This is a genomic window from Aeromonas caviae, assembly GCF_000819785.1.
GTDB classification, from domain to species: Bacteria; Pseudomonadota; Gammaproteobacteria; order Enterobacterales; family Aeromonadaceae; genus Aeromonas; species Aeromonas caviae.
The window spans coordinates 16,382-41,907 of sequence record NZ_CDBK01000050.1 but is presented as its reverse complement, the minus strand read 5'-3'; the positions used below and the strand labels follow the sequence as shown (position 1 = coordinate 41,907).

Here is a 25,526-nt window from a genome sequence, read left to right as displayed (position 1 = left end):
CCCTCTCCCCCGGTCTGCCGAGCCTCACTTCTTGCCAGATCCTGCCAGACGCCCGTCATGGCTTTTCTCTGCGCCGGGCAGGGGCTCTCGTGGCCTCTGCACACTCCTTCGAGAGGCCGGGCTGCGTGCGTGCCCGGAACCGGGTTGAGGCGCTCCAGCACCTGATGGAGCGGGGGGGGCGTGATGTCGGGTCTTTGCCATGGCTTGCTCAGCTGGTTCGGCCATTGCCTCCCGGTTTCACACTCCCGGGCATCTTTTGCCCTTCCGAAGGTCCGCTTTTCCCCCGTGGGGTTATTTACTCGGATTTATCCGATTTTTACTCCGTTTTACTTAACAAAACGAGTGTAATCGTTTACATCTGTGTGAGCGGGATCGCCGATCACCGGGCAAAACTCTCCTACACTGCAGTGGTTTTCAGCGTGAATGCAGGGAGAAGTGAAGCATGCTCAGGGAGATAGTGGCCCGTCAGGATTGGCAGACCCAGGGGATCACCGCCGTGAACCGGTTGCCAGCCCATACCCCCTTGTCCAGTTGGCGCAGTGAAGGGGAAGCCAGGATAGGGGGGTTGTCACCTTCCCGCCTGCTGCTGGACGGCGAGTGGCAGTTCTCCTGGTTCGAGGCCCCGGAGCGGGTGCCGGAGCAGTGGCTGGTGGAGGATCTGCCGGATGCCTGCCCCATCAAGGTGCCGGGCAACTGGCAACTGGCTGCGGCCTATCCGGGGGCGCGACCCGTCACGGATGTGCCCATCTACACCAACATCAAGTACCCCTTTCCCTGCGACCCGCCCCGGGTGCCTGCCGAGAATCCCACCGGTTGCTACTCCCGCGAGTTCACCGTTGCTGCGGACTGGCTGGCCGAGGGGCAGACCCGGATCATCTTCGACGGAGTGGACAGCGCGTTTCACCTCTTCTGCAACGGCCGCTGGGTCGGCTACTCCCAGGACAGCCGGCTGCCGGCGGAATTCGATCTGACCCCCTTCCTTCAGGCCGGGGCCAACCGCCTCGCCGTCCTGGTGCTGCGCTGGTCTGACGGCTCCTATCTGGAAGATCAGGACATGTGGCGCATGAGCGGCATCTTCCGCTCCGTCAGCCTGCTGCACAAACCGGCCCGTCATCTGATGGATATCCGGGTGACGCCCGAGCTCGACGCCTGCTACCGGGATGCCCGCCTCAAGGTTGAATTGCAGGCGGCCAACGGAGCCGGTCTGTCGGTGGAGGCCAACCTCTATGATGGCGACGAGCGGGTCGCGACCCTGCGCCAGCAGATCGGCACCCAGGCCATCGACGAGAAAGGGGTGTATGACGATCGCGCCGAGCTGTGCCTGACGGTAACGGCCCCACACAAGTGGAGCGCCGAGACCCCGCACCTCTATCGCCTCACCCTGACCCTGCTGGACGAGCAGGGAAGCGTCCTCGAGAGCGAAGCCCATGACGTGGGCTTTCGGGCGGTGGAGATCCGTGGCGGCCTGCTGCGGGTCAACGGTCAGCCCCTGCTGATTCGTGGTGCCAATCGCCATGAACACCATCCCGCCACGGGTCACGTGGTGACCCCGGCCGACATGGAGCAGGATCTGCTGCTGATGAAGCGGCACAACTTCAACGCGGTGCGCTGCTCCCACTATCCCAATCACCCCGAGCTCTATCGCCTGTGCGACCGACTCGGCCTCTATGTGGTGGACGAGGCGAACCTGGAGACCCACGGCATGACCCCCATGGGGCGGCTGGCGCGGGATCCCGCCTGGAGCAACGCCTTCCTGGAGCGGGTCACCCGCATGGTGGCCAGGGACTTCAACCACCCCTGTATCATCATCTGGTCCCTGGGGAACGAATCCGGTTATGGTCCGGCCCACGACGCCATGTATCGCTGGGTGAAGGGGGCGGATCCCAGCCGCCCGGTGCAGTACGAAGGGGGCGGGGCCGACACCCCGGCCACCGACATCATCTGCCCCATGTATGCCCGTACCCACCAGGATCAACCCTTCCCGGCGGTGCCCAAGTGGGCGCTGGCCAAGTGGATCGGCCTGCCGGAAGAGACCCGGCCGCTGATCCTGTGCGAATACGCCCACGCCATGGGCAACAGCCTGGGGGGCTATGCCCATTACTGGCAGGCATTTCGCGATCATCCGCGGCTGCAGGGTGGGTTTGTCTGGGATTGGGTCGATCAGGGGCTGGACAAGCAGACCGACGATGGCCGCCATTTCTGGGCCTATGGTGGCGATTTCGGCGACACTCCCAACGATCGCCAGTTTTGCTGCAACGGCCTGCTGTTCCCCGATCGCACCCCCCATCCCTCCCTGTTTGAAGCCCGGCGTGCCCAGCAGCCCTTTGTTCTTACCCTGCAGGGTCGCCAGCCGCTGACGGTGGAGATCCGCAGCGAATACCTGTTCCGCGAGACGGACAACGAGACTCTGCGGTGGCGTCTGTGTGAAGACGGCGTGGTGGTGAGCCAGGGTGAATGCCCGCTCGAGCTGGCCCCCCGGGGGAGCGTGACGCTGACCCTGCTGGAGCAACTGCCGGCCTTTGCGCCGGGGACGCTCGCCTGGCTGGATCTCGCCATCGTGCAGCCCACCGCCACGGCCTGGGCCGGAGCGGGTCACGAGGTGGCTCGCCAGCAATGCCTGTTGCCCGCGCCCCTGGCGCTGCCGTCGGCCTGCCCGGCGGTCAGCCCGGCGGTCAGCCTGACCGAGCAGCGTGATCACTGGGTGCTTGGCGCCGCAGATTCCCTGTGGCAGCTCGACAAGGCCAGTGGTCGCATCGTCAGCTGGCAGAAGCAGGGTCGCGAGCGGCTGCGCGACGCCATCGCCGATCATTTCTATCGGGCGCCGCTCGACAACGATATCGGCACCAGCGAGGCGGATCATGCCGATCCCAACGCCTGGATTGCCCGCTGGCAGGAGGCCGGACTCAATGATCTGCAGCACCGCTGTCTCGGCCTGGAGGCGAGTCCGGAGCTGGGTTTCATCACGGCGCACCACGGCTACTTCGTGGGTGACGAACCGAAGATCCTGACCCGCTGGCATCACAGGGTGGACGGGGAGGGCGCCATGCACCTCGCCATCGAGGTGGAGGTGGCCGCCGATATGCCCTCCCTGCCGCGCATCGGTGCCCGGCTCTGGCTGGCCGATGAACCGGCCGAAGGTGCCCCGGTGAGCTGGCTGGGGCTTGGCCCCCACGAGAATTACCCGGATCGCCGGCTCGCCGCCGATCTCGGTCGCTGGCAATTGCCCATCGAGGCGTTGCACACCCCTTATGTCTTCCCCACCGACAACGGACTGCGCTGCGATACCCGCGCACTGCAACTGGGGGATCTGGCGGTGGAGGGGCGCTTCCACTTCAGTGTCAGCCGCTACAGTCAGCAGCAGCTGGCCGAAGCCCGTCACCAGACCGATCTGGTGGCCCTGGGGGGCACGCACCTGTGCCTCGATGGCTTCCACATGGGGGTGGGAGGCGACGACTCCTGGAGCCAGAGCGTGCGGCCCGAGTTCTGGCTGTTGCCGGGGCGTTATCAGTGGCACTGCCGTCTGAGCTAGCCGGACCCGCCGTCGCGAGATGGCGAGACTCAAAGGCGGTTTCTCACGTAACTATTTAATTTTTAACAATATTACGGCTATGTAACAGAGTGTAAACGTTTTCATTTTGTTGCCAGGATCACAGACCGCCTCACAACAAACTGATTACATTAGGCTGGCGCCAGCTCAAACGGTGTACAGCATTCCCTACAAAAAACAGATAGAGATCGGAGCATAACAATGAAAAAACTCACGACAGTTGCCACCTTGCTGATGGGACTGATGGCGGGAGCCCAAGCCCAGGCCGATACCCGTATCGGGGTCACCGTCTACAAGTACGACGACAACTTCATGGCCGTGGTGCGCAAGGCCATCGAGAAAGAAGCGGCGGCCACCCCGGGTGTGGAACTGCTGATGAACGACTCCCAGAACGACCAGTCCAAGCAGAACGACCAGATCGACGTGCTGCTGGCCAAGGGCGTGAAGGCCCTGGCCATCAACCTGGTTGACCCGGCGGCGGCCCCTGTCGTGATTGAGAAAGCCCGTGCGGACGAGATCCCCGTGGTCTTCTACAACAAGGAACCGAGCGCGGCCGACCTGGCCAGCTATGACAAGGCCTACTACGTTGGCACCGACTCCAAGGAGTCCGGCATCATCCAGGGCCAGCTGATCGCCAAGCACTGGAAAGCGCACCCCGAGTGGGATCTGAACAAGGATGGCGTCATCCAGTTCGTGCTGCTCAAGGGGGAGCCTGGCCACCCGGATGCGGAAGCCCGCACCACCTACGTCGTCAAGACCCTGAACGATGGCGGCATCAAGACCGAGCAGCTGCACATGGATACCGGTATGTGGGATACCGCCATGGCCAAGGACAAGATGGACGCCTGGATCTCCGGTCCGAACGCCAACAAGATCGAAGTGGTCATCGCCAACAACGATGGCATGGCGATGGGCGCCGTGGAATCCCTGAAGGCCCAGGGCAAGACCGCCATCCCGGTGTTCGGTGTTGACGCCCTGCCGGAAGCCCTGGCCATGGTCAAGAGCGGTGCCATGGCCGGTACCGTGCTGAACGATGCGGCCAACCAGGCCAAGGCCACCTTCGAGCTGACCAAGAACCTGGCCGAAGGCAAGCCGGCCGGTGAAGGCACCAACTGGAAGATCGACAACAAGGTCGTCCGCGTTGCCTACGTGGGCGTAGACAAAGACAACCTGTCCCAATTCGAGTAATTCCTCCCCTCAGGGCAAGGGAGATCCCCTTGCCCTTTTTTCAACCAGATGTGATGGCTGATATGACAACACGGCAACAATCAGAATGGCTGTTGGAGATGATTGACGTCAGTAAGAGCTTTCCTGGCGTCAAGGCACTCGATAATGTCAATTTACGGGTCCGTCCTCATTCTGTGCATGCGTTGATGGGCGAGAATGGCGCAGGGAAGTCCACGCTGCTCAAGTGCCTGTTCGGCATCTACGAGAAGGATCAGGGCAAGATCTTCTTCAAGGGACAGGAGATCAACTTCACCTCGTCCAAAGAGGCGCTGGAGAATGGCGTTTCCATGGTGCACCAGGAGCTGAACCTGGTACTGCAACGCACCGTGATGGACAACATGTGGCTCGGCCGCTATCCCACCAAGGGACTGTTTGTCGACCACGGCAAGATGTATCAGGACACCAAGCATATCTTCGAGGAGCTGGACATCGACATCGACCCCAGGGTCAAGGTCGGCACCCTGTCGGTTTCCCAGATGCAGATGATCGAGATTGCCAAGGCATTCTCCTATGACGCCAAGATCGTCATCATGGACGAACCCACCTCCTCCCTGACCGAGAAAGAGGTCAACCACCTCTTCAAGATCATCAACAAGCTCAAGGAGAAGGGGTGCGGCATCGTCTACATCTCCCACAAGATGGAAGAGATCTTCCAGCTCTGTGACGAGATCACCATATTGCGGGATGGCCAGTGGGTGGCGACCCAGCCCCTCAAGGGCATGACCATGGATCAGATCATCGGCATGATGGTCGGCCGCGAGCTCACCCAGCGCTTCCCGGAAAAAACCAACCAGCCCAAAGAGGTGATCCTCGAGGTCGAGCACCTGACGGCCAAGAACCAGCCTTCCATCAAGGACGTGACCTTCAACCTGCACAAGGGGGAGATCCTCGGCATCGCCGGTCTGGTGGGGGCCAAGCGCACCGACATCGTGGAGACCCTGTTCGGCATCCGCGATCGCAGCGAAGGGACCATCAAGCTGCACGGCAAAGAGGTGGCGAACCACAACGCCCACGAGGCGATCCAGAACGGCTTCGCCCTGGTGACCGAGGAGCGCCGCTCCACCGGGATCTATTCACGCCTCGACATCGCCTTCAACTCCCTGATCGCCAACATGGACAACTACAAGGGATCCATGGGGCTGCTCAGCGACAACAAGATGAAGAGCGATACCCAGTGGGTCATCGACTCCATGCGGGTCAAGACACCGACCCAGCAGACCCAGATCGGCTCCCTCTCCGGTGGCAACCAGCAGAAGGTGATCATCGGTCGCTGGCTGCTGACCCAGCCCGAGATCCTGATGCTGGATGAACCGACCCGGGGTATCGACGTCGGCGCCAAGTTCGAGATCTACCAGCTCATCCTGGAGCTGGCGAAGAAGGACAAGGGCATCGTCATCATCTCCTCCGAAATGCCGGAACTGCTCGGCATCACGGACCGCATCATGGTCATGAGCAATGGCCGGGTCGCGGGGATCGTCAACACCAAAGAAACTGACCAGAGCGAGATCCTGCGCCTGGCATCTCTGTACCTATAAAGACAGGAAGACATTATGGAGTCGGCTAAAAATTTCAATCTGATGCAGGCGCTCAAAGAGAACGGCATCTATGTGGTGTTGCTGGTGTTGCTCATGATCATCGTGATCAAGGAGCCCTCCTTCCTCAGCCTCACCAACCTCAGCAACATCCTGACCCAGTCCTCGGTACGGGTCATCATCGCCCTCGGGGTGGCGGGCATCATCATCACCCAGGGTACTGACCTGTCCGCCGGTCGTCAGGTCGGTCTGGCGGCGCTGATCGCGGCCACCATGTTGCAGGCCCTGACCAACGTCAACAAGGTCTTCCCCACCCTGGGGGAGGTGCCCATTCCGGCGGTGATCCTGCTGGTGTGCGTGGTGGGGGCCCTGATTGGTCTGGTCAACGGCCTGATCGTCGCCTACCTGAACGTGACGCCCTTCATCACCACCCTGGGCACCATGATCATCGTTTACGGCATCAACTCCCTCTATTTCGACTCCGTTGGGGCTTCCCCGGTGGCCGGGTTTGACCCTCGCTTCTCCAACTTTGCGCAGGGCTTCATCCGGATTGGCGGGTTCAAACTCTCGTACCTGACCTTCTATGCGGCCATCGCCAGCGTCTTCGTCTGGGTGCTGTGGAACAAGACCCGCTTTGGCAAGAACATCTTCGCCATCGGTGGCAACCCGGAAGCGGCCAAGGTGTCCGGCGTCAACGTCGCCGTCAACCTGGTGGTCATCTATGCCCTGGCCGGTGTCTTCTACGCCTTCGGCGGCATGCTGGAAGCGGGGCGGATCGGCAGTGCCACCAACAACCTCGGCTTCATGTACGAGCTGGATGCCATCGCGGCCTGCGTGGTGGGGGGCGTTTCGTTTGCCGGCGGTGTGGGAACTGTCGCGGGTGTGATCACCGGCGTACTTATCTTCACGCTGATCAACTATGGTTTGACCTACATCGGTGTCAGCCCTTACTGGCAGTTCATCATCAAGGGCGGCATCATCATCCTGGCGGTAGCCCTGGACTCCATGAAGTACGCCAAGAAGAAGTAAGCATTGGCAGGGAGGGCCGGGTCATCCCGGCCCTTTCTCTTTGGAGGGACCCATACCATGGCATTCAAAGTCAAAATCAACGTGCTGTTGCTGCTCGCCATTCTGGTCACCATCGGTACCGCCTGGTTCAGCGTCAACCATTTCATCAGCGGCTACATCCGCACCCAGGCCACCCAGAACATCAACGAGCAGATCACCCTGGTCAGGGAGAAGCTGGCGGGTGACATCAACCAGAAGGTGCTGCTGGCCGCCAACCTCAACCTTGGGGTGACCAGCGTCAAGAAGGCGCTGCAGGAGACCGGCTTTCACAACATCGTCAAGCTCATTGGCGACATGGCATTCGACGCGAACGGGGTCATCGACGACAAGGCCAGGGTTGACGCCCTGCGCAAGCTGATCCCCGCCGCCAACAACCAGATCACCGTCAGCCCGCTGGAGCAGCTGGACGGCAAACCCGTCATCTCCATCCTGGTGCCGCGCGGTGCCGACTCCGCCTACCTCTACTACCTCGACATGAGCGAATTCAAGACGCTGCTGACCAAGGTAAGCGGGGAAGGGCGTTACTTCTCCCTCACCGACAGTCAGGGACAGGTGCTCTACAGCAGCAAGCCCCAGGGAGAGAGCGAGAGCCGCCCCAACAAGCTGGATATTCGCGGCAGCGAGTGGACCCTGACCGGTTATGTGGATCTCGACTATATCCGGGCCATGACCCAGGCGCTCAACGGCAAGATCACCCTGGCCCTGCTCGGGGTGGCGGCGCTGGTACTGGCCCTCTCCATGGGGGCCCTCAACCTAGCCTATAGACCCATCCTCTCCTTGCGCGACCTGGTGCAGGAGCTCTCCCAGGGCAATGGGGATCTGACCCGCCGGCTCACTGTGACCAGCAAGGATGATCTCGGCCAGATCTCGGCGGGCATCAACCGTTTCATCGAGCAGTTGCAGGGCATGATGGGGGAGGTGAGACAAGCGAGCGGCCAGCTCAATGAAGGGATATCGGCATTGGCGAGGCAGACGGGGTCAGCCCAGGGCCTGCTGGCGGAGCATGTGCGGGAGACCGAACAGGTTGTCACCGCCATCAACGAGATGAGCCGTACTGCCGTCTCGGTATCGGAGAGCGCGGCCAATACTGCCCAGCTGACCGGCCAGAGCCAGCAACTGGCCAACCAGTCGCGTCAGGTGGTGGATCAGGCCATGGCCAGCGTCACTGCGCTGGTGACGGAGGTGGAGGCCACGGCACACTCCATCGAAGCCATGCAGCAGGATGTGCAGCAGATAGGCTCGATTCTCGGGGTCATCGGTGGCATCGCAGAGCAGACCAACTTGCTGGCCCTCAACGCCGCCATCGAGGCGGCCCGGGCTGGTGAGCAGGGGCGGGGGTTTGCGGTGGTGGCGGACGAAGTGCGCTCTCTGGCGGGACGCACCCAGAAGAGCACTGCCGAGATCCAGACCATGCTGACCCGGCTGCAACGGGGTACCCAGACCGTGGTGGCCGCCATGGGCAACACCCGGCAGAGCTGCCAGGATGCGGCGGAAAACACCAGCAAGGTGAATGCGTCGCTGGATCTGATGGCGGGAGAAGTGGTGGAGATCAACGATCTCATCAGCCATATCGCCACGGCCGCGGAGGAGCAGAGTGCCGTTGCCGAGGAGATCAATCGCAACATGAGTGCCATCGCCGAGGTGATCACCCAGCTCAAGGGGAATGGCGAGCGCACCGTGGACAGCTCGAATGCCATGCAGCGCACCTATGACAGGCTGCGGGAGATAGTGGGGCACTTCCGGCTGGAATAGCGCCGGCTGGGCGAGTCCCGGGTACCCTGGCCAGCAATATCGTGGCCGGGGTGACCCATCAGCGGGCAGACGTGAAAAATACCCAAAAAAGATGGGGGCGACTTGCGTCGCCCCCGATAGTCTTATCGCTCATATCCTTGAACGAAGTTGCTCCCTGCAATCCCTGACTATACCTCTTCCTTTAGGTTTCCCCTTCCCAATCCTTTGAGGTGTCCTTTAGCCATCATGGCCTGACGAGTCATCCGTTCCCGTCGCACTTTCTCCGTCCTGGGAGGTGTCCTTTACCACATCCTGTGGTGAGTCCATTTGCCCAACCCTGGCAGCCAGTCTTCCTGACCGACTTCATTGCGTCCGTGCAGGAGTAACTATAAGGATTTCGCGCAGGGCGACAATGACATGCTGAAAAACGTTTTATTCAAACTGGTTTCCCGCGAAAGGATAATGAAGTTATCTTTTTTAAAATCATGGTTTTAATGATCTCTCATGCTGTTTTTTTACGCGCATCTTCCGACTATGGCGAGAATTTTGTTGGCACTTTGCTTACGCAGTCGATGGCGAATATCTCACAAGGCGTTTAACTGCGGTTCAGAATCCGGGGAGACCGGTCAGTGTCGATCGCAGATGAGGGTGGAGGAGGGCAACGGGCATGATGCAGGTGGCGTGGTCCGGATCCCATTCAGGAGATAAAGGAGGGAAAGCGGGGGTGACCCAAGAGGAGATCGCCTCCCCTTGGGCGAGAGGGTCAGGGGTGCTGGCTGCCACCGTACCATTGGCATAGGTAGGCGGGTACCAGCATCTGGGGTGCCTGGTCAACGTGACAGACCACCAGCGGCATGGCGGGGGCTCCCTGGGCATGCACCAGGGCCGGTGTCATGGGCAGGACCAGGGCGACGAGCAGAAACAGCGACGGGATCTTCATGGTTATCTCCTTGGTGACGGGAACGAATGTGACAAGCATCACTTTTTGAGTTAAGGCGAACCCGAAATCGGTGCAAGGTGACTGAAAAAATTCAACTAATGAAAAAACTTTGAATCCCGGTTGCACACCGGTCGGTGAAAAAGTCGCCATCAGGATGCGTGCAAAATGCATATCCATATAAAAGAGATAGTGCACACGACTTGGCGATGAGGCTCGCCATCTGGCCCGGACGGGCCGCCATGATCTGGGACAAGAGATGGATTATTCAGCGATAAAGGAGCAGGTGATTATTTATGTGGAAGCAAACGGGATGATAAGCGAGGATAAATTCAAAGGTGGGTGAACTTTATTCAAAAAATGAGTGTTTTGGTTTTAATGCATTGATTTATTTGATGTTTTTTATTGGTGGCTATCCATTTGTGGATACCGTAGATGAATGAAATTGCGCTCTTTGTGGAATATATTGGGGCTTTATTGCGTATTTATGCCGGATGGAGGGTGAGGGAAATGTCAGATATGTAAACTCCATCATAAATTAACTTCTGAATTTATGCAGTCTCGGGTGAATGTGATCAATGTCCAAGTTTGGTGGAGTTGCCAGACCTAATCTCTGCGTCGAAAGGCAAGGGCAGGATAGAACACAAGCCGAGTACCCTACATAAAGAATATCCCGCCTTAGCCACGAGCCTGAATAGAAGGAATCTATTCAATCACTCGCAGGGACCACTGCTAGACGGAATATCATCATGAGCAAATTTTATGTGGGTTCTGAAGTTGGCCAGTTGCGCCGTGTCATGTTGCACCGCCCCAACCTCAGTCTGAAGCGTCTGACCCCTTCCAACTGCCAGGATCTGCTGTTTGACGACGTCCTGTCCGTGGAACGTGCCGGTCAGGAGCACGACAAATTCGCTCAGGTACTGCGCGATCAGAATGTCGAAGTCTTCCTCCTGACCAATCTGCTGGCGGAAACCCTGGACGTGCCGGAAGCCAAAGCCTGGCTGCTGCAACACCAGGTCTCCGACTATCGCCTCGGCACTGCCCTGGCCAACGACGTGCGCTGCTTCCTGGCGGACATGCCTCACCGCGAGCTGGCCCGCATCCTCTCCGGCGGCCTCACCTACTCCGAGATGCCCTACAGCGGCGTCAACATGGTGGTCGGCATGCATGCCCCGACCGATTTCATCATCGAACCGCTGCCCAACCACCTCTTCACCCGCGATACCTCCTGCTGGGTCTATGGCGGCGTCTCCATCAACCCCATGGCCAAGGCCGCCCGTCGTCGCGAGACCAACCACGTGAAGGCCATCTACCGCTGGCACCCGCAGTTTGCCGGTCAGGAGTTCATCAAGTACTTCGGTGACGAGGAGCGCGACTACGACAACTCCACCATCGAAGGGGGCGACGTCCTGGTCATCGGCCGTGGCGCCGTGCTCATCGGCATGTCCGAGCGCACCACGCCGCAAGGGGTGGAGCATCTGGCCCGCAGCCTGTTCAAGCACGGTCAGGCCAAGCAGGTCATCGCCATGGAGCTGCCAAAACACCGCAGCTGTATGCACCTCGACACCGTCATGACCCACATGGATGTCGACACCTTCTCCGTCTATCCGGAAGTCATCCGCAAGGATGTGAACTGCTGGAGCCTGACCCCGGGCGGTGCCACCGGGATGAACATCAAGGAAGAGGGTTACTTCGTGACCGCCATCGAGAAGGCGCTGGGGGTGGATCAGCTCAGGCTCATCACCACCGGCGGCGACAGCTTCGAGGCCGAGCGGGAGCAGTGGAACGACGCCAACAACGTGCTGACCGTGCGCCCCGGCGTGGTGGTGGGTTACGAGCGCAACACCTACACCAACGAGAAGTACGACAAGGCCGGCATCACTGTGCTGCCCATCCCGGGTGAAGAGCTGGGACGTGGCCGCGGCGGCGCCCGCTGCATGAGCTGCCCGATGGAACGCGACGGCATCTGACAAGACGGCGTGGCGCCGGCAGAGGCTGGCGCCACACACACCCGAACTCGAGAGTAACACCCATGAAAAAACCAACTGTCGTCGTCGCCCTGGGGGGCAATGCCCTGCTCCGCCGCGGTGAACCTCTGGAAGCCGACATCCAGCGCAAGAACATCGCTACCGCCGCCAAGACCATCGCCCGCATCGCCGAGGATTACAACGTGGTGCTGGTGCACGGCAATGGCCCGCAAGTCGGCCTGCTGGCCCTGCAGAACAGCGCCTACACCAAGGTATCCCCCTATCCGCTGGATGTGCTGGGTGCCGAGTCCCAGGGCATGATCGGTTACATGCTGATCCAGGAATTGAAGAACCTGATGCCGAGCCGCAACGTCACCGCCCTGCTGACCCAGGTGCAGGTCGATCCCCAGGATCCGGCGTTTGCCAACCCGACCAAGTTCATCGGTCCCGTCTACGAAGAGGCGGAAGCCCGCACCCTGGCTGCCGAGAAGCACTGGGTGGTCAAGGCAGACGGCAAGTTCTTCCGCCGCGTGGTGCCGTCCCCGCTGCCCCAGCGCATCGTCGAAGGCGACGCCATCGAAACCCTGATTGCCCAGGGTCACCTCATCATCTGTACCGGTGGTGGTGGCATCCCGGTGACCTGGGATGGCCAGAGCCTGACCGGCATCGAGGCCGTCATCGACAAGGACATGTCTGCCGCCTACCTGGCCAAGCAGATCAAGGCCGACGCCCTGCTGATCCTGACCGACGCCGATGCCGTCTATCTGGATTGGGGCAAGCCGACCCAGCGTCCGCTGCGGGTCACCAGCCCGGACGAGCTGGCCGGGGTCAAGTTCGATGCCGGCTCCATGGGGCCCAAGGTCGAAGCCTCCTGCGAATTCGTCAAGGCGACCGGCGGCATGGTCGGCATCGGCGCCCTGGAAGATGGCCTCGCCATCCTCAAGGGGGAAGCCGGCACCAACATCGTCGCCACCAATACCGTCAATGCCTGAGCCAAGGCTCTGGTCTGAACAACTGCGTAGTCAATAACACTGCCAAATTGGTCTGAACAAATATAGAGAGAACTCATCATGGCTTTTAATCTGCGTAACCGTAACTTCCTGAAACTGCTGGACTTCACCCCGCGCGAAATCCAATACATGATCGATCTGGCCATCGACCTGAAGAAAGCCAAATACGGTGGCTATGAGCGCAAGCATCTGGTCGGCAAGAACATTGCCCTGATCTTCGAGAAGACCTCCACCCGCACCCGCTGTGCGTTCGAAGTGGCGGCCTTCGACCAGGGCGCCCAGGTCTCCTACCTCGGCCCGAGCGGTTCCCAAATCGGTCACAAGGAGTCCATGAAGGACACCGCCCGGGTGCTGGGCCGCATGTATGACGGCATCGAATACCGCGGCTACGGCCAGGAGATCGTCGAAGAGCTGGGGGCCCACGCCGGTGTGCCGGTCTGGAACGGCCTGACCAACGAATTCCACCCGACCCAGATCCTGGCGGACTTCATGACCATGCTGGAGCACGGCAAGGGCAAACGTCTGGATCAGATCAAGTTCGCCTACCTGGGTGACGCCCGCAACAACATGGGCAACTCCCTGATGGTGGGTGCCGCCAAGATGGGCATGGACATCCGTCTGGTGGCGCCGAAAGCCTTCTGGCCGGAAGAGGAGCTGGTTGCCACCTGCCGCCTCATCGCCGAAGAGACCGGTGCGCGCATCCACCTGACCGAAGACGTGAAAGAGGGTGTGCTGGGTGCCGACTTCCTCTACACCGACGTCTGGGTCTCCATGGGTGAAGCGAAGGAAGCCTGGGATCAACGGGTGAAACTGATGACCCCGTATCAGGTCAACATGGACGTCATCAACGCCACCAAGAACCCGGATGTGAAGTTCATGCACTGCCTGCCGGCGTTCCACAACGATGAGACCACCATGGGCAAGGAAGTGGCCGACAAATATGGCATGAAGGGCCTGGAAGTGACCGAGGACGTGTTCGAATCCGAGCACAGCATCGTGTTCGACGAGGCGGAAAACCGGATGCACACCATCAAGGCAGTGATGGTGGCTACGCTGGGCGACTGACGTCGTCAGTGGTGCCGGGGGGTGACCCCCGGCTTTTCAACCATGTGACAGCGGCATAATACCTCCAACCCTACGACCCGCAGCCTGCATGGATACCACACCCACAGAAGGAAGCTGGACCATGACCAAATTCAAGTTCCCGTCAGCCTACACGATACTGTTTGTGCTGATCGCCCTGGTGGCCGCCCTGAGCTGGATAGTGCCGGCCGGCAAATATGAAATGACCATGAACGAGGCCCTCGGCAAGGAAGTGCCGGTGGCCGGTACCTACAAACTGGTGGATGCCAATCCCCAGGGGATCGTCGACGTGCTGCTGGCACCCATCGACGGTCTCTACAACCACGACACCTATGAGGCTGGCGCCATCGACGTCTCCCTCTTCATCCTGATCATCGGTGGCTTCCTTGGCATCGTGACCAAGACAGGTGCCATCGATGCCGGTATCGAGCGCGTCACCGATCGCCTGCGTGGCCGTGAAGAGTGGATGATCCCCATCCTGATGGCGCTGTTCGCCGCAGGGGGCACCATCTACGGCATGGCCGAAGAGTCCCTGCCGTTCTACACCCTTCTGGTGCCGGTGATGATGGCGGCCCGCTTCGACCCTGTCGTGGCTGCCGCCACCGTGCTGCTGGGAGCCGGTATCGGTACCCTGGGCTCCACCATCAACCCGTTCGCCACCGTGATCGCCGCCAACGCGGCCGGCATCTCCTTCACCGACGGCATCTGGTTGCGGGTCGCCATGCTGGTGGCCGGCTGGCTGATCTGCGTGGCCTATGTGATGCGTTACGCCAAGATGGTGCGAAGTGATCCCAGCAAGTCCCTGGTGGCCGACAAGTGGGAAGAGAACCGTGCCCACTTCCTCGGCAACAAGAGCGACCAGATGCTGGAGTTCACCACCACCCGCAAGATCGTGCTGGGCATCTTCGTCGCCGCCTTCGCCGTGATGATCTACGGGGTGGCCGTGCTGGGTTGGTGGATGGCGCAGATCTCCGGCGTGTTCCTGGCTGCCGCCATCATCGTCGGCGTCATCTCCCGCATGAGCGAGGAGGAGCTGACCTCCAACTTCATCGACGGTGCTCGTGACCTGCTCGGCGTGGCCCTCATCATCGGTATCGCCCGCGGTATCGTGGTGGTGATGGACAACGGCATGATCACCCACACCATTTTGCACAGTGCAGAGGGGATAGTGACCGGCCTCTCCACCATCGTCTTCATCAACGTGATGTTCGTGCTGGAAGTGGTGCTCTCCTTCCTGGTGCCGTCCTCCTCCGGTCTGGCGGTGCTGACCATGCCGATCATGGCGCCGCTCGCCGACTTCGCCAACGTGGGCCGCGAGCTGGTGGTCACCGCCTACCAGTCCGCCTCCGGCCTGGTGAACCTGGTGACCCCGACCTCCGCCGTGGTCATGGGGGGGCTGGCCATTGCCAAGGTGCCCTATGTGCGCTGGCTGAAGTGGGTGGCCCCGCTGCTCGGCATGCTGACCGTGCTGATCGTGCTCTGCCTGAGCCTGGGCGCCGTGCTGGCATGAATGCCGACAGAGATAGGGACAACAACGGGAGCCTGGGGCTCCCGTTTTTTATGGCTGGCAAGGCGGGGCGCCCGGCCTCTCCCGTGGTCTGACTCCTTGCCGCGCGGGCAACAAAAAGGCGACCCCGGGGTCGCCTTCTGGCATCCAGCAGGGGTCAGCGGGCGTTTTCCAGGGTGCGCACCACGGCAGCGTGAGCCTGGCGGGTTCGGCTGATGTGGCGCGGGGCGATCAGTACCACGTCGTTGCCGGCCACGGCCCCCAGGATCTCGGGATTGGCGTTGCGATCCAGCAGGCGAGCCACCACGGTAGCGGCCCCCGGGGTGGTATGCACCAGCACCATCTGCTGGTTGTGGACCACGGCGCGCACCATGTCGTGGATGGAGCGGGTGCTGCCGGCGGGCTCCAGCTGCTCGTCCACCAGGGTGTAGACCTTCTTGCCGTTGGCGTTCTGGGCCTTGGCGACCCCGAGACGGCGCAGCAGGCGGGAGATGGTGGACTGGCTGATGTCCGCAAAACCGCGGGCGGAGAGCTCGCGGCGGATCTCCTCCTGGGTGCTGTAGCAGTGCTGGCCGATGATCTGGCGGCAGGCGTCGAGCTGGGCCAGGTCGGACTCTGGTTCTGCTGGGCGGCTGAGGGTGTTGACCATGGCGACTTCCTTTGGCGATGAGCGATGGCGGTCTCGCCCAGTCTGTCGTTCCGGCTTTTCATAGCGAAAAACACTAATGAGGAGCACTCAAGCAGGGGATGAGCGAGGTATATCCATTACGGGATGGCAAATTATAACCAAAGGGGGAATAAGTGATGTGACAGGGTTCAAAAATGGGCCCGATGGGGCCCACATGGATATCTTTTGTCGGCAGGAAATCAGTAGCGTTCGCTGACGATGTCCTGGGTGAAGGACTTCTCGCAGTATTTGCACTTCATCCGCACCGCCCCTTTCACCTCGCGCACCCGGAAGTAGCTTTCCACCGGTTCGTTGTGGGAGATGCAGTTGGAGTTGGGGCAGTGGAAGACCCCTTCGATGAACTCCGGCAGCGCCAGCTGGTGCTTCTTCACCACCACGAAGTCTTCGATGATGTTGACGGTGGCCTTGGGGGCGAACAGGGCGAGCTGGTTGGCCTGCTGCTCGGTCAGACGGGTGTTCTCGATCTTGATGAGATCCTTCTTGCCGAGGGCGCCGGATTTGAGGTTGAAGCCGACGGTGATCCGCTCCTGGGTCTCGATCAGCTGGAACAGCTTGAGGATCTTGATGCCCTGGCCGGCGGGGACGTGGTCGATGACGGAGCCGTGACGGATGGCTTCGACTTGCAGTTGGTTCTTCTCGGACATGATGTTCCCCTTTCCCTTAGACGGTTTCGTTCAGTACCAGTGCCAGCAGTGCCTGGCGGGCATAGACCCCGTTCTCCGCCTGCTGGAAGTAGTAGGCGTGGGGGGTCTTGTCGACGGCGACCTCGATCTCGTCAACCCGGGGCAGGGGATGGAGGATCTTCATGGTGGGCTTGGCCCCTTCCAGGGTCGCCAGCTCCAGCACGAACTTGGCGGCCATGTGCTTGTACTCGGTCTCGTCGAAGCGCTCCTTCTGGACGCGGGTCATGTAGAGGATGTCGAGCTCCGGCATCACCTCTTCCATGGTCTCGTGCACGCTGAAGCGGATGCCCTTCTCTTCCAGCTCCTCGCAGAGGTAGTCCGGCATGGCCAGCGCCTCCGGGGAGATGAAGAAGAAGCGGCAGTTGAACAGGCTCAGGGCCTGGGCCAGGGAGTGGACGGTGCGGCCGTACTTCAGGTCACCGACGAAGGCGACGTTGAGGCCGTCCAGCTTGCCTTGGGTCTCGTGGATGGAGAAGAGGTCGAGCAGGGTCTGGGTGGGATGCTGGTTGGAGCCGTCACCGCCGTTGATGACCGGCACCCGGGAGAACTCGGAGGCCAGACGGGCTGCCCCTTCCTTCGGGTGGCGCATCACCACCGCATCGGTGTAGGAGCTGATGATCTTGATGGAGTCGGCCAGAGTCTCGCCCTTCTTGGCGCTGGTGTTGCCGCCGTCGGCGAAGCCGATGATGTTGCCGCCCAGGCGCTGGACCGCGGTCTCGAAGGAGAGACGGGTGCGGGTGGAGGCTTCGAAGAAGCAACTGGCGACCAGCTTGTCTTTCAGCAGGCGGCTGTCGGGTTCGGCCTTCAACCGCTGTGCGGTGGCGACCACCAGTTCCATGTCGGACCGGGTCAGATCCGAGATGGAGATGACGTGTTTGTTATAGAGTGGATTGGTCATCGTCTGCATTCCCTTTGGCATCAATGAAGGTTTTTCCGGCACAAAAAAAAGCCCCTGAAACAGGGGCTCTTTTCAAAAAAAACGGGGGATCTGTGGGACGGGAACCGGAAACAACGGGGCCGCTCTGGTGCGTTCCACCCGTCTGCAAGGCTGCTTTTTTCATCAAAAACGGCATTGTCCTGTCCCGACCTTTTTCAAAACCGCACCGATTATAGGGCTGGTTTTTGAATTGTCAAAAATTTATTTCAGAGGCAGGATTTGGTCGGAAAAACGTTTAAGTGTCGCGAACGGGTCGACAAATCCAGAGTGCGTGCTGCGCCTGCAAGGGGGCGCCATCGGCGGCCATGCTGCGCAGGTAGCCGAGCCTGTGGTGCCCCTCCAGCAGGCAGTAGGGATGGGGCAGGGGGTGACCGTCCGGGTAGCAGGTGCCCGGGGCGGTGGCGAGGACGATGACAGGCTCGGACCAGGTGCCCCGGTGCAGCATGTCATCGCCGAGCCAGGAGCGGCGCACGTAGCGGTTGCTGCGCAGCATCTCGCCCCAGCGATCGATCACCTCCATGTGGCGGGAGTCTATCTGCTCGATAATCTGCGCGGTGGGCCAGTGCTCGCACTCGAACTGGTGGCTGGCGAGATCGATAAAGCTCCAGTTGGATTCAAAACCGCGCCAATGACGGTAAATCCACTGGGCGAGCACATTGGAGGGAATGGAGGGCACCAGGGGAGAGACTCTGTCCAGATAGTCGGCCAGGGTCTCCGTCTTGCGCTCATCCCGGAAGTTGAGGGGCGCAAGCTGTTGCAGCAGTCGGTAATTGAGCATGGGCAGCCTCCCTGAGCCTGGTTTCACCCTACCCCCATTTGTGTCCCATTCCTACCCCGTCGGGGCTGCAAATACAGCAGCTTACCCCCGCTCCTTGTTGGAATTGCGGGGATCTGCTCGTCATTTGTTCGATCGCATCGAAAGTGAGAAAAAAAGCCTTTACCTTTGACCTCCGCTTTGTATACTACGCCTCGTTTGTTGCAGGGGCGTAGTTCCAATTGGTAGAACAGCGGTCTCCAAAACCGATGGTTGCGGGTTCGAGTCCTGCCGCCCCTGCCATTTTTCAGAAAGGCCAGCTCATTGAGCTGGCCTTTCGCATTTCCGGCGTTTGCCACCGCCTCCGTTAGCCTCTTTTTCCCCGCTTCGCCGCTGCCATTTCTGCCAATGGAGGCCGCTTTTCCCCTGTGCTACACCTTGCTTCCTGCCAGATGGCGCCCTCAGGCGCATCGCATCCGGCGGGCCCAAGGCGCTTCAACAAGGAGAGAGCGATGAACAAGGCAGTGGATACGCGTCACCCCCATGCCCATGCCGGTGGCTGGGTCCCCCGGGATCAGGCCCATGTGGCGCGCTGGGTACAGCGGCTGCGTCAGGCGGTCACCCGCCAGCCTCGCCCGCTGGTGGCCCCGATCGCCGGATTGAAGGCGCTGGTGGAGCAGGATCCTCTCCTGCATCAGCAGGCCCAGGGGATGTTTGACGAGGCGTGGCAGCACGAGCACAGCACGCCGCTCGGTCAGGTCCAGGTGCGCAGCTTCGATGAGTTCCTGCAACTGCTCAACGGCATCATGACCACGGCCCCGGAAGCCTATCAGGATGTGCAGACCCAGGAGCCCGCCGGGCTGATCGGATTCCCCATCAATGCCCTGCTCAACTGGCCCATGGCGACGGCCGCCGGGTATGACTTCTTTGCCAATGCGCTGGTGAACCAGCAACTGCGCAAGATCCTCGGTTACTGGGCCGACTTCCTGCAAAGTTCCGCGTCCCGTTATGTGCTGACCGAGTCGGTGAGCCCCCTGGATCGCCAGACCCTGATCGTCCCCTGGCTCGGGGAGGTGGCGAAACGGGAGATGGTCAAGGTGGCGCAGGGGGCGCTCGGGGCCGGCGACAACCCCACCCCAGAGCGCTTCGAGGGGATCTTCCACACCGCGCCGGGAGAGGAATACGAGGGCTTCGCCAGCTGGGACGACTTCTTCACCCGCCGCTTCTGCCCCGGCGTGCGGCCGGTGACGGCCCCGGACGATGACAGCGTGATCGCCAACGCCTGCGAGTCGGCCCCGCTGCAGGTGGTGACCGGGGTAAGACGGCAGGACGCCTTCTGGCTCAAGGGGCAGCCCTATTCCCTGGACAACCTGCTGGACTTCGACCCGCGCGCCGCCGCGTTCGAGGGGGGCACCCTCTATCAGGCCTTCCTCAGCGCCCTCAGCTATCACCGCTGGCACAGCCCGGTGAGCGGCACGGTGCGCTCGGTCAAGGTGGTCAACGGCAGCTACTACCTGGCCAACCGCCACCAGGGTTTCGACAGCCCGGCGGGGCCCGACCCCAGCGCCCCGAACCAGTCGCAGCCCTTCCTCACCGCGGTGGCGACCCGGGCACTCATCTTCATCGAGGCGGACAACCCCAAAATCGGCCTGATGTGCGTGGTGCCGGTGGGCATGGCGGAGGTGTCGAGCTGCGAGGTGACGGTGCAGCCGGGGCAGCGGATCGCGAAGGGGGAGCAGCTCGGCATGTTCCACTTCGGCGGCTCCACCCACTGCCTGCTGTTTCGCCCCGGTGTCGAGCTGGCGTTCGACTTCTACGGCCAGCAGCCGGGGCTGGAGGCGACCAACCTGAGGATCAACACGGCGCTGGCGCGGGTCAAATAACCCAGCCGCCGGACAGTAAAAGGCCGCCCTTGAGGCGGCCTTGTTGTTGTGAATCCCTCAGGGTTGTCGTTGCAGCAGGAGATCCAGATAGGTGCCTTCGATCAACCGGGAGTGCTCGATACCGAGACGCGCCATGATGTCGTGAGCTTCCTGCATCCCCACCTCGCGCGGCTCGTCATCTTCCAGCACCACTTCCAGTTCGAGGAAGTGACCCAGCCCTTCAACCCGGTCGAGATGGATCCGGGTTCTGCCCACCAGAAACAGGGTCCGCTGTTTTCGCACTCTGCCAATCTGGCCGCAAGCCAGGGTGAGCGTTTCCCGCAGCTTGTCCGGCTCGTTCGTTGGCGTGATGTGGTAGTAGCTCTCCTTCGGACCCTGTTGATCAGGCCTGCGGTAGAAGATGAGCTGGCCTGCCGACGGGGAGAGCGTCCGCAATTTGAAGCGGCCCGATTCACAGCGAAAGAAGGTATCGTCCTGGGCGATGTCGACGGGGCCCTTGTCGGCGATGGCCGCGGCTCTGGGGATAAGGTCATCGACCCCGGCTATGCGGGCTTTGATCTCGATATTTCGTGGCATGGCAGCGGGTTCTCCTTGAAAACGGGATACCCAATCTAGCACAGCCCACGTTGTCGAGAGGGGGGCAACAGGGGGAGCACCAGCTCGGTTCCTGATGGATGCTCAACCCTGCCCGCCAACCCTCTTTTCAGACGCCTGAAACCGCCCTCAAGAGACAGGTCAGCGGGTGCTGGCCTGCTCTGCCGGTGCCTGCCCGTCATCCGCGACCTGACCTCATGGCCGCCTTGTGGTGCCTGCGGGTGTCAGCATGGAATAGTGAACAGTCTGTTGCTGGTAGTGCGTTCTGTTGTTGATAGATGAAAAAATATCAGGATTCACTAAAGACCGTTCATGATTGTGCCGATAGAACTACCAAGATGGGGGTATTCCCGGCCCCCGGCTACCACAAGGATTCGTTGTCATGACTCTCTCGTTGCGCGGCAAGCTGCTCGCGGCCAGCCTGGGGGTAGTGCTGCTGATGGCAGCCCTGCTCGGTATTGTCGCCTTCCACACCCTCAAATCCCGCACCCTTGACGCCATCCAGAGCGAGGCGGTCAACTACGGCCACGCCCACTCAGTGGCCATCGGCAACTGGCTTGAGGATCGCAAGCACGCGGTCGACGCCCTGGCCGCCGTCATTGCGCGCGACCCCGACACGGCCCTGGTGCCCCACCTGTTGCAGACCCGCACCTCCGGCGGTTTCGGCCTCACCTATTTTGGTTCGGCGCAGGGGGAGATGACCCGCCACGATCCCGCCCTCAACACCGCCAACTATGACCCCAGGGCCCGCCCCTGGTACCAGAACGCCGACAAGGCGGGCAAGCTCATCGTCACGCCGCCCTATGTCAGCGTGACCATGCAGCAGATGGTGGTGACCCTGGCCGAGCCGGTGAGCCATCAGGGCCGGGTGATCGGGGTGGCCGGGGCGGATCTCTCCCTCGACGCCCTCATCGACGAGGTGCTGGCCATGAAGGTGCAGGGAGAGGGCTACGCCATGCTGCTCGACCGCACCGGCCTCATCGTCGGCCACCCGAACAAGGAGCTGGCGCTCAAGCAGGTGGCGGAGCTGGATCCCGGCCTCACCGGGGCGGCGCTGGATGCGTGGAGCCGCGACGGCGAGCTGCACGGCGCCAACCTGAACGGGCGCGAGGTGCTGCTCTCGGTGCAGGGTGTGCCCGGCACCGACTGGCTGCTCGCCATGGTGATGTACAAGGAGGTGCTGGAGGCGCCGCTCGCCTCCCTGCTGTGGCAACTGGTGGGGCTGACCCTGGTGCTGCTGCTGGTGTTCGGTGCCCTGCTCATCGCCATGTTCAACTACCTGTTCGCGGATCTGGGACGGGTCTCCAGGGCGCTCGCCGACATCGCCCACGGGGAGGGGGATCTCACGGTGCAGATCGCCACCCGCAGCCAGGATGAGGTGGGGCAGCTGGCCCAGAACTTCAACCAGTTCGTGGCGCGACTGCACGGCATTGTCAGCCGGTTGCGGGACGTCACCGTCGAGCTGGCGGCCCAGTCCCGCACCCAGGCGGCGGGGGCCGAGGCCCGCAGCCAGCGGGTGCGCCAGCAGCAGGACGAGATCGTCATGGTGGCCACCGCGGTGACCGAGATGGCCTCCGCCACCCAGGAGATCGCCGGCAACGCCGAGTTTGCCGCCAACACCGCCGGCGATGCGGTGCGCCTCGCGGTGGCCGGCCAGTCCCAGGTCGGCCAGAGCCAGCGCAGTATCACGGGGCTGGCGGGGGAGGTCTCCGACGCCAGCCAGACCATCCACGAGCTGGATGGCCACGCCCAGCAGATCAGCGGCATTCTGGCCACCATCAGCGGCATCGCCGAGCAGACCAACCTGCTGGCCCTGAACGCCGCCATCGAGGCGGCTCGGGCCGGGGAGCAGGGGCGCGGCTTTGCCGTGGTGGCGGATGAGGTGCGGGTGCTGTCGCGCCGCACCCACGACTCCACCGCCGAGATCCAGCAGATGATCGAGGCGCTGCAGCAGACCACCCGCAAGGCGGTGGGCGGCATGGAGACCAGCCGCCAGCTGGCGGGCACCAGCGTGGAGGACGCCGAAGCGGCGAATCTCAGCCTGGGCAGGATCAACGAGGCCATCGGCGCCATCAGCGACATGGCGACCCAGATCGCGGCGGCGGCCGAGGAGCAGACCTCGGTGACCGGCGAGATCAGCCGCAACACCGAGAATATCCGCCACGTCTCCCAGGCGCTGGCGGCCCAGGCTGGCGAAGAGGCCGCCCAGGCGGCCCAGCTCAAGTCTCTCACCGAGCGGCTGGAGCAGGAGATCGGGCGCTTCCGGCTCTAGGCTGGGACCCGGATGTGACAAAGGCGACTCCGGGGTCGCCTTTATTCATCCTGTGTATGGATATTATTTCGCCATGCACCCGCTGAATAATGCCGGGTCCTGGCCCTGCAATCGGCCAGGCCAGGGGCTCAGAGGGGCTTGATGTAGCTGTAGAACTCGTTGTCCCGCTGGTAGCCGTGCCCTTCGTAGAGGGCCTGAGCCTGCCGGTTGTCGGTGGCGGTGCTCAGCATCAGGAAGGCGGCGCCCGTCTCCTGGCCGTGGCGATCGGCCCGCGCCAGCAGTGCCTGGGCCACCCCCTGCTGGCGGGCCGCCGGCGCCACGAACAGATCGTACAGCAGCCAGATGGGCTTCAGGGCGAGGGAGCAGAACAGGGGATAGAGGTGGGCAAATCCCAGCACCTCTCCCGCCTCGCTCTGGGCCACGAAGAGCACCGACTCCCCGGCGGTGCAGCGCTCCAGCAGGAAGGCTTCGGCGGCCTCGGGCCGGGCAGGCAGCCGGTAGAACGCCCGGTATTCCACGAACAGGGGGGTGACCCGGGGAATGTCCCCGGGGGTGGCCTGGAAGATCCTCATGGGGCGTTCCCCGCCGGATCCTGGCTGACCCAGATCAGCCGGTCGGTGGCAAAGCCGAGCCCCCGGGCCCGCTCGACCAGGGCCTCTACCTTCTCTTTGGGAGGATGGGGCGTGCGGGAGAGGATCCAGAGGTACTGGAGGTTGTAACTGCTCACCAGGGAGAGCTCATAGTCCGTCGCCAGCACGTTGTAGCTGCCGTAGAAGGGGCCGAAGAAGCTCACCTTGAGGCGCCCCTCGTCGCTGTCGCCCACGAAGTAGGCGCGCCCCTCGGCCTCGCGCCATTCCCCCTGTTCGTCCTGCCCCCGGTTGATCACCCTGACACCGCCGTCATCCCGCAGGCTGTAGCTGGCGGTGACCCGGTTCAGGCCGCGCTCGAAACCGTGATCGAGGCGGGCCACCTCGTACCAGGTGCCCAGGTAGCGGTCGAGCTGGAAGGGCTTGACCACCTGGTGTCCCGGTGGAATGCCGGTGCAGGCGGTGGCCAGCAGGGTCAGAACGAGCAGGATCAGTGTGCGCATGTCATCCCTCCACGATACGCAGTTGTCCCGAGCGGAAGCGTGCCGCGTGTTCGCTCGGGGTGTTGCCAAAGAAGCGTTTGTATTCGCGGCTGAACTGGGAGCCGCTCTCGTAGCCTACCTTGTCCGCCGCCACCCCGGCCTTGAGGCCGTCGTGCAGCATCATCAGCCGCGCCCGGTGCAGGCGCAGGGTCTTGATGTACTGCAGGGGCGAGGTGGCGGTGGCCGCCTTGAAGTGGTGGTGGAAGGCCGAGACGCTCATGTTTGCCTCCCGGGCCAGCTCCTCCACCGTCAGGTTCTCGGTAAAGCGCTGCTCCATGATACGCAGCACCCGGGCTATCTGGCTCACCTGGCTGTGACGGCTGGCCATGGCCAGCAGGGCGGGGGCCCCCCCTTCGTGCAGGGCGTGGAACAGGATCTCGCGCACGATCTGGGGCCCCAGCACCCGGGCGTGGAGCGGTTTGTCCATCACGTCGATGAGGCGCTCCACCGCGCAGAGCATGGTCTCGGAGAGGGGCACGGAGACGACGCCGCGACCCGGCTCCGCCGGGGCGGGGGCCGCGTCCCCCATCTCCAGCAGCAGGGCCTGCAGCGCCGCCACGTCGATCTCCACCGAGAGCCCCACCAGAGGGGATTCGGGGGAGGCGAAGCACTCGCACTCGCAGGGCAGCGGCAGGGTCATCATCAGGTAGTGCTCGGGGTCGTAGCGGAAGGTGAAGTCCGAGAGATAGCCTACCTTGTGCCCCTGCAGGATGATGATCATGCGCGGGCGGTAGAGCACCGGGATGCGGTCGTGATGCTCCGTGGTGTAGATGAGGTGCACGCCGGGCACGGGGGCGGCGGTGATCCCCGGGTGGGGTGCCAGGGCGGCGAGTCGGCTGGCGAGGGCGGACTGGTGGGTCGCCGCGATGGGCTGATTTGTACTCATTTATCCAGGCTCAGTAGAAATAGGCAAGAAATCGGCAGAAAGCTACCTTGATGGTAGGGGGTTATAAGAGAAAAATGCAACCCATACCTTA

20 protein-coding genes and 1 tRNA gene are annotated in these 25,526 nt (G+C 62.1%); 12 read left to right on the top strand and 9 right to left on the bottom strand.

The features are described 5' to 3' along the window. Nucleotides 1-442 precede the first annotated feature (442 nt). The 5 genes from BN1120_RS08705 (at nt 443) to BN1120_RS08685 (ending at nt 9,126) form a co-directional block, all read left to right on the top strand. Complete coding sequence (locus BN1120_RS08705) at nt 443-3,529, top strand: beta-galactosidase (protein WP_042015647.1); 3,087 nt, start codon at nt 443-445, stop codon at nt 3,527-3,529. Between the two features lie 219 nt (nt 3,530-3,748). After that, nucleotides 3,749-4,735, top strand: coding sequence for a galactose/glucose ABC transporter substrate-binding protein MglB (mglB, locus tag BN1120_RS08700; protein ID WP_010676016.1), 987 nt, complete (start codon nt 3,749-3,751; stop codon nt 4,733-4,735). A gap of 53 nt (nt 4,736-4,788) precedes the next feature. Further along, complete coding sequence (mglA, locus tag BN1120_RS08695) at nt 4,789-6,309, top strand: galactose/methyl galactoside ABC transporter ATP-binding protein MglA (RefSeq protein WP_010676015.1); 1,521 nt, start codon at nt 4,789-4,791, stop codon at nt 6,307-6,309. A 15-nt stretch (nt 6,310-6,324) separates the two neighbouring features. Next, on the top strand, nt 6,325-7,335 hold the full coding sequence (mglC, locus tag BN1120_RS08690; RefSeq protein WP_010676014.1) for a galactose/methyl galactoside ABC transporter permease MglC: 1,011 nt from the start codon (nt 6,325-6,327) through the stop codon (nt 7,333-7,335). A 57-nt stretch (nt 7,336-7,392) separates the two neighbouring features. Continuing rightward, nucleotides 7,393-9,126, top strand: a complete 1,734-nt coding sequence (locus tag BN1120_RS08685) for a methyl-accepting chemotaxis protein (RefSeq protein WP_042015646.1) — start codon at nt 7,393-7,395, stop codon at nt 9,124-9,126. A 742-nt stretch (nt 9,127-9,868) separates the two neighbouring features. Here BN1120_RS08685 and BN1120_RS21560 read toward each other — a convergent pair. Continuing rightward, nucleotides 9,869-10,045: a hypothetical protein gene (locus BN1120_RS21560; RefSeq protein WP_010676012.1), complete on the bottom strand. Its 177-nt coding sequence runs from the start codon at nt 10,043-10,045 to the stop codon at nt 9,869-9,871. Between the two features lie 746 nt (nt 10,046-10,791). Here BN1120_RS21560 and arcA point away from each other — a divergent pair. The 4 genes from arcA (at nt 10,792) to BN1120_RS08665 (ending at nt 15,612) form a co-directional block, all read left to right on the top strand. Continuing rightward, complete coding sequence (arcA, locus tag BN1120_RS08680) at nt 10,792-12,012, top strand: arginine deiminase (protein WP_010676011.1); 1,221 nt, start codon at nt 10,792-10,794, stop codon at nt 12,010-12,012. Nucleotides 12,013-12,074: 62 nt separating this feature from the next. Then, nucleotides 12,075-13,001 carry a carbamate kinase gene (locus BN1120_RS08675; RefSeq protein WP_041214259.1) on the top strand — a complete coding sequence of 309 codons (927 nt, stop codon included), beginning with the start codon at nt 12,075-12,077 and terminating at the stop codon, nt 12,999-13,001. Nucleotides 13,002-13,079: 78 nt separating this feature from the next. Further along, the gene (argF, locus tag BN1120_RS08670; protein ID WP_010676009.1) at nt 13,080-14,084 is read left to right on the top strand and encodes an ornithine carbamoyltransferase; all 1,005 of its coding nucleotides are present in this window, start codon (nt 13,080-13,082) and stop codon (nt 14,082-14,084) included. Between the two features lie 121 nt (nt 14,085-14,205). Then, nucleotides 14,206-15,612: a YfcC family protein gene (locus BN1120_RS08665; protein ID WP_010676008.1), complete on the top strand. Its 1,407-nt coding sequence runs from the start codon at nt 14,206-14,208 to the stop codon at nt 15,610-15,612. 154 nt (nt 15,613-15,766) lie between these two features. Here the strand turns inward: BN1120_RS08665 and BN1120_RS08660 are convergent, their stop codons facing one another. The 4 genes from BN1120_RS08660 to BN1120_RS08645 form a co-directional block, all read right to left on the bottom strand. After that, nucleotides 15,767-16,258 (bottom strand): arginine repressor, encoded by a 492-nt coding sequence (locus BN1120_RS08660; RefSeq protein ID WP_039039633.1) that lies wholly within the window; start codon nt 16,256-16,258, stop codon nt 15,767-15,769. Between the two features lie 218 nt (nt 16,259-16,476). Next, on the bottom strand, nt 16,477-16,941 hold the full coding sequence (gene pyrI / locus BN1120_RS08655; RefSeq protein ID WP_010676006.1) for an aspartate carbamoyltransferase regulatory subunit: 465 nt from the start codon (nt 16,939-16,941) through the stop codon (nt 16,477-16,479). Between the two features lie 16 nt (nt 16,942-16,957). Further along, nucleotides 16,958-17,878, bottom strand: a complete 921-nt coding sequence (pyrB, locus tag BN1120_RS08650; protein ID WP_010676005.1) for an aspartate carbamoyltransferase — start codon at nt 17,876-17,878, stop codon at nt 16,958-16,960. 274 nt (nt 17,879-18,152) lie between these two features. Then, nucleotides 18,153-18,695 carry a hypothetical protein gene (locus tag BN1120_RS08645; RefSeq protein ID WP_042015644.1) on the bottom strand — a complete coding sequence of 181 codons (543 nt, stop codon included), beginning with the start codon at nt 18,693-18,695 and terminating at the stop codon, nt 18,153-18,155. A 202-nt stretch (nt 18,696-18,897) separates the two neighbouring features. Here BN1120_RS08645 and BN1120_RS08640 point away from each other — a divergent pair. After that, nucleotides 18,898-18,974 (top strand) — tRNA-Trp (locus tag BN1120_RS08640). Between the two features lie 209 nt (nt 18,975-19,183). Next, complete coding sequence (locus BN1120_RS08635; RefSeq protein ID WP_042015642.1) at nt 19,184-20,554, top strand: phosphatidylserine decarboxylase family protein; 1,371 nt, start codon at nt 19,184-19,186, stop codon at nt 20,552-20,554. Between the two features lie 57 nt (nt 20,555-20,611). Here BN1120_RS08635 and BN1120_RS08630 read toward each other — a convergent pair whose 3' ends face one another. Continuing rightward, the gene (locus BN1120_RS08630) at nt 20,612-21,130 is read right to left on the bottom strand and encodes a class IV adenylate cyclase (RefSeq protein WP_042015640.1); all 519 of its coding nucleotides are present in this window, start codon (nt 21,128-21,130) and stop codon (nt 20,612-20,614) included. A gap of 400 nt (nt 21,131-21,530) precedes the next feature. On the opposite strand from BN1120_RS08630, the gene BN1120_RS08625 reads away from it, so the two are divergent. After that, nucleotides 21,531-23,420, top strand: coding sequence for a methyl-accepting chemotaxis protein (locus BN1120_RS08625; protein WP_042015637.1), 1,890 nt, complete (start codon nt 21,531-21,533; stop codon nt 23,418-23,420). Between the two features lie 128 nt (nt 23,421-23,548). Here the strand turns inward: BN1120_RS08625 and BN1120_RS08620 are convergent, their stop codons facing one another. Genes BN1120_RS08620 through BN1120_RS08610 form a run of 3 tightly spaced genes read right to left on the bottom strand, consistent with a single transcriptional unit; the run spans nt 23,549 to nt 25,435 of the window. Next, nucleotides 23,549-23,992, bottom strand: coding sequence for a GNAT family N-acetyltransferase (locus BN1120_RS08620; RefSeq protein WP_042015636.1), 444 nt, complete (start codon nt 23,990-23,992; stop codon nt 23,549-23,551). Beyond that, nucleotides 23,989-24,510, bottom strand: coding sequence for a lipocalin family protein (locus tag BN1120_RS08615; protein ID WP_042015635.1), 522 nt, complete (start codon nt 24,508-24,510; stop codon nt 23,989-23,991). Before BN1120_RS08615 ends, BN1120_RS08620 begins: the two co-directional genes overlap by 4 nt. A gap of 1 nt (nt 24,511) precedes the next feature. Then, nucleotides 24,512-25,435 (bottom strand): AraC family transcriptional regulator, encoded by a 924-nt coding sequence (locus BN1120_RS08610; RefSeq protein ID WP_010675998.1) that lies wholly within the window; start codon nt 25,433-25,435, stop codon nt 24,512-24,514. Nucleotides 25,436-25,526 lie beyond the last annotated feature (91 nt).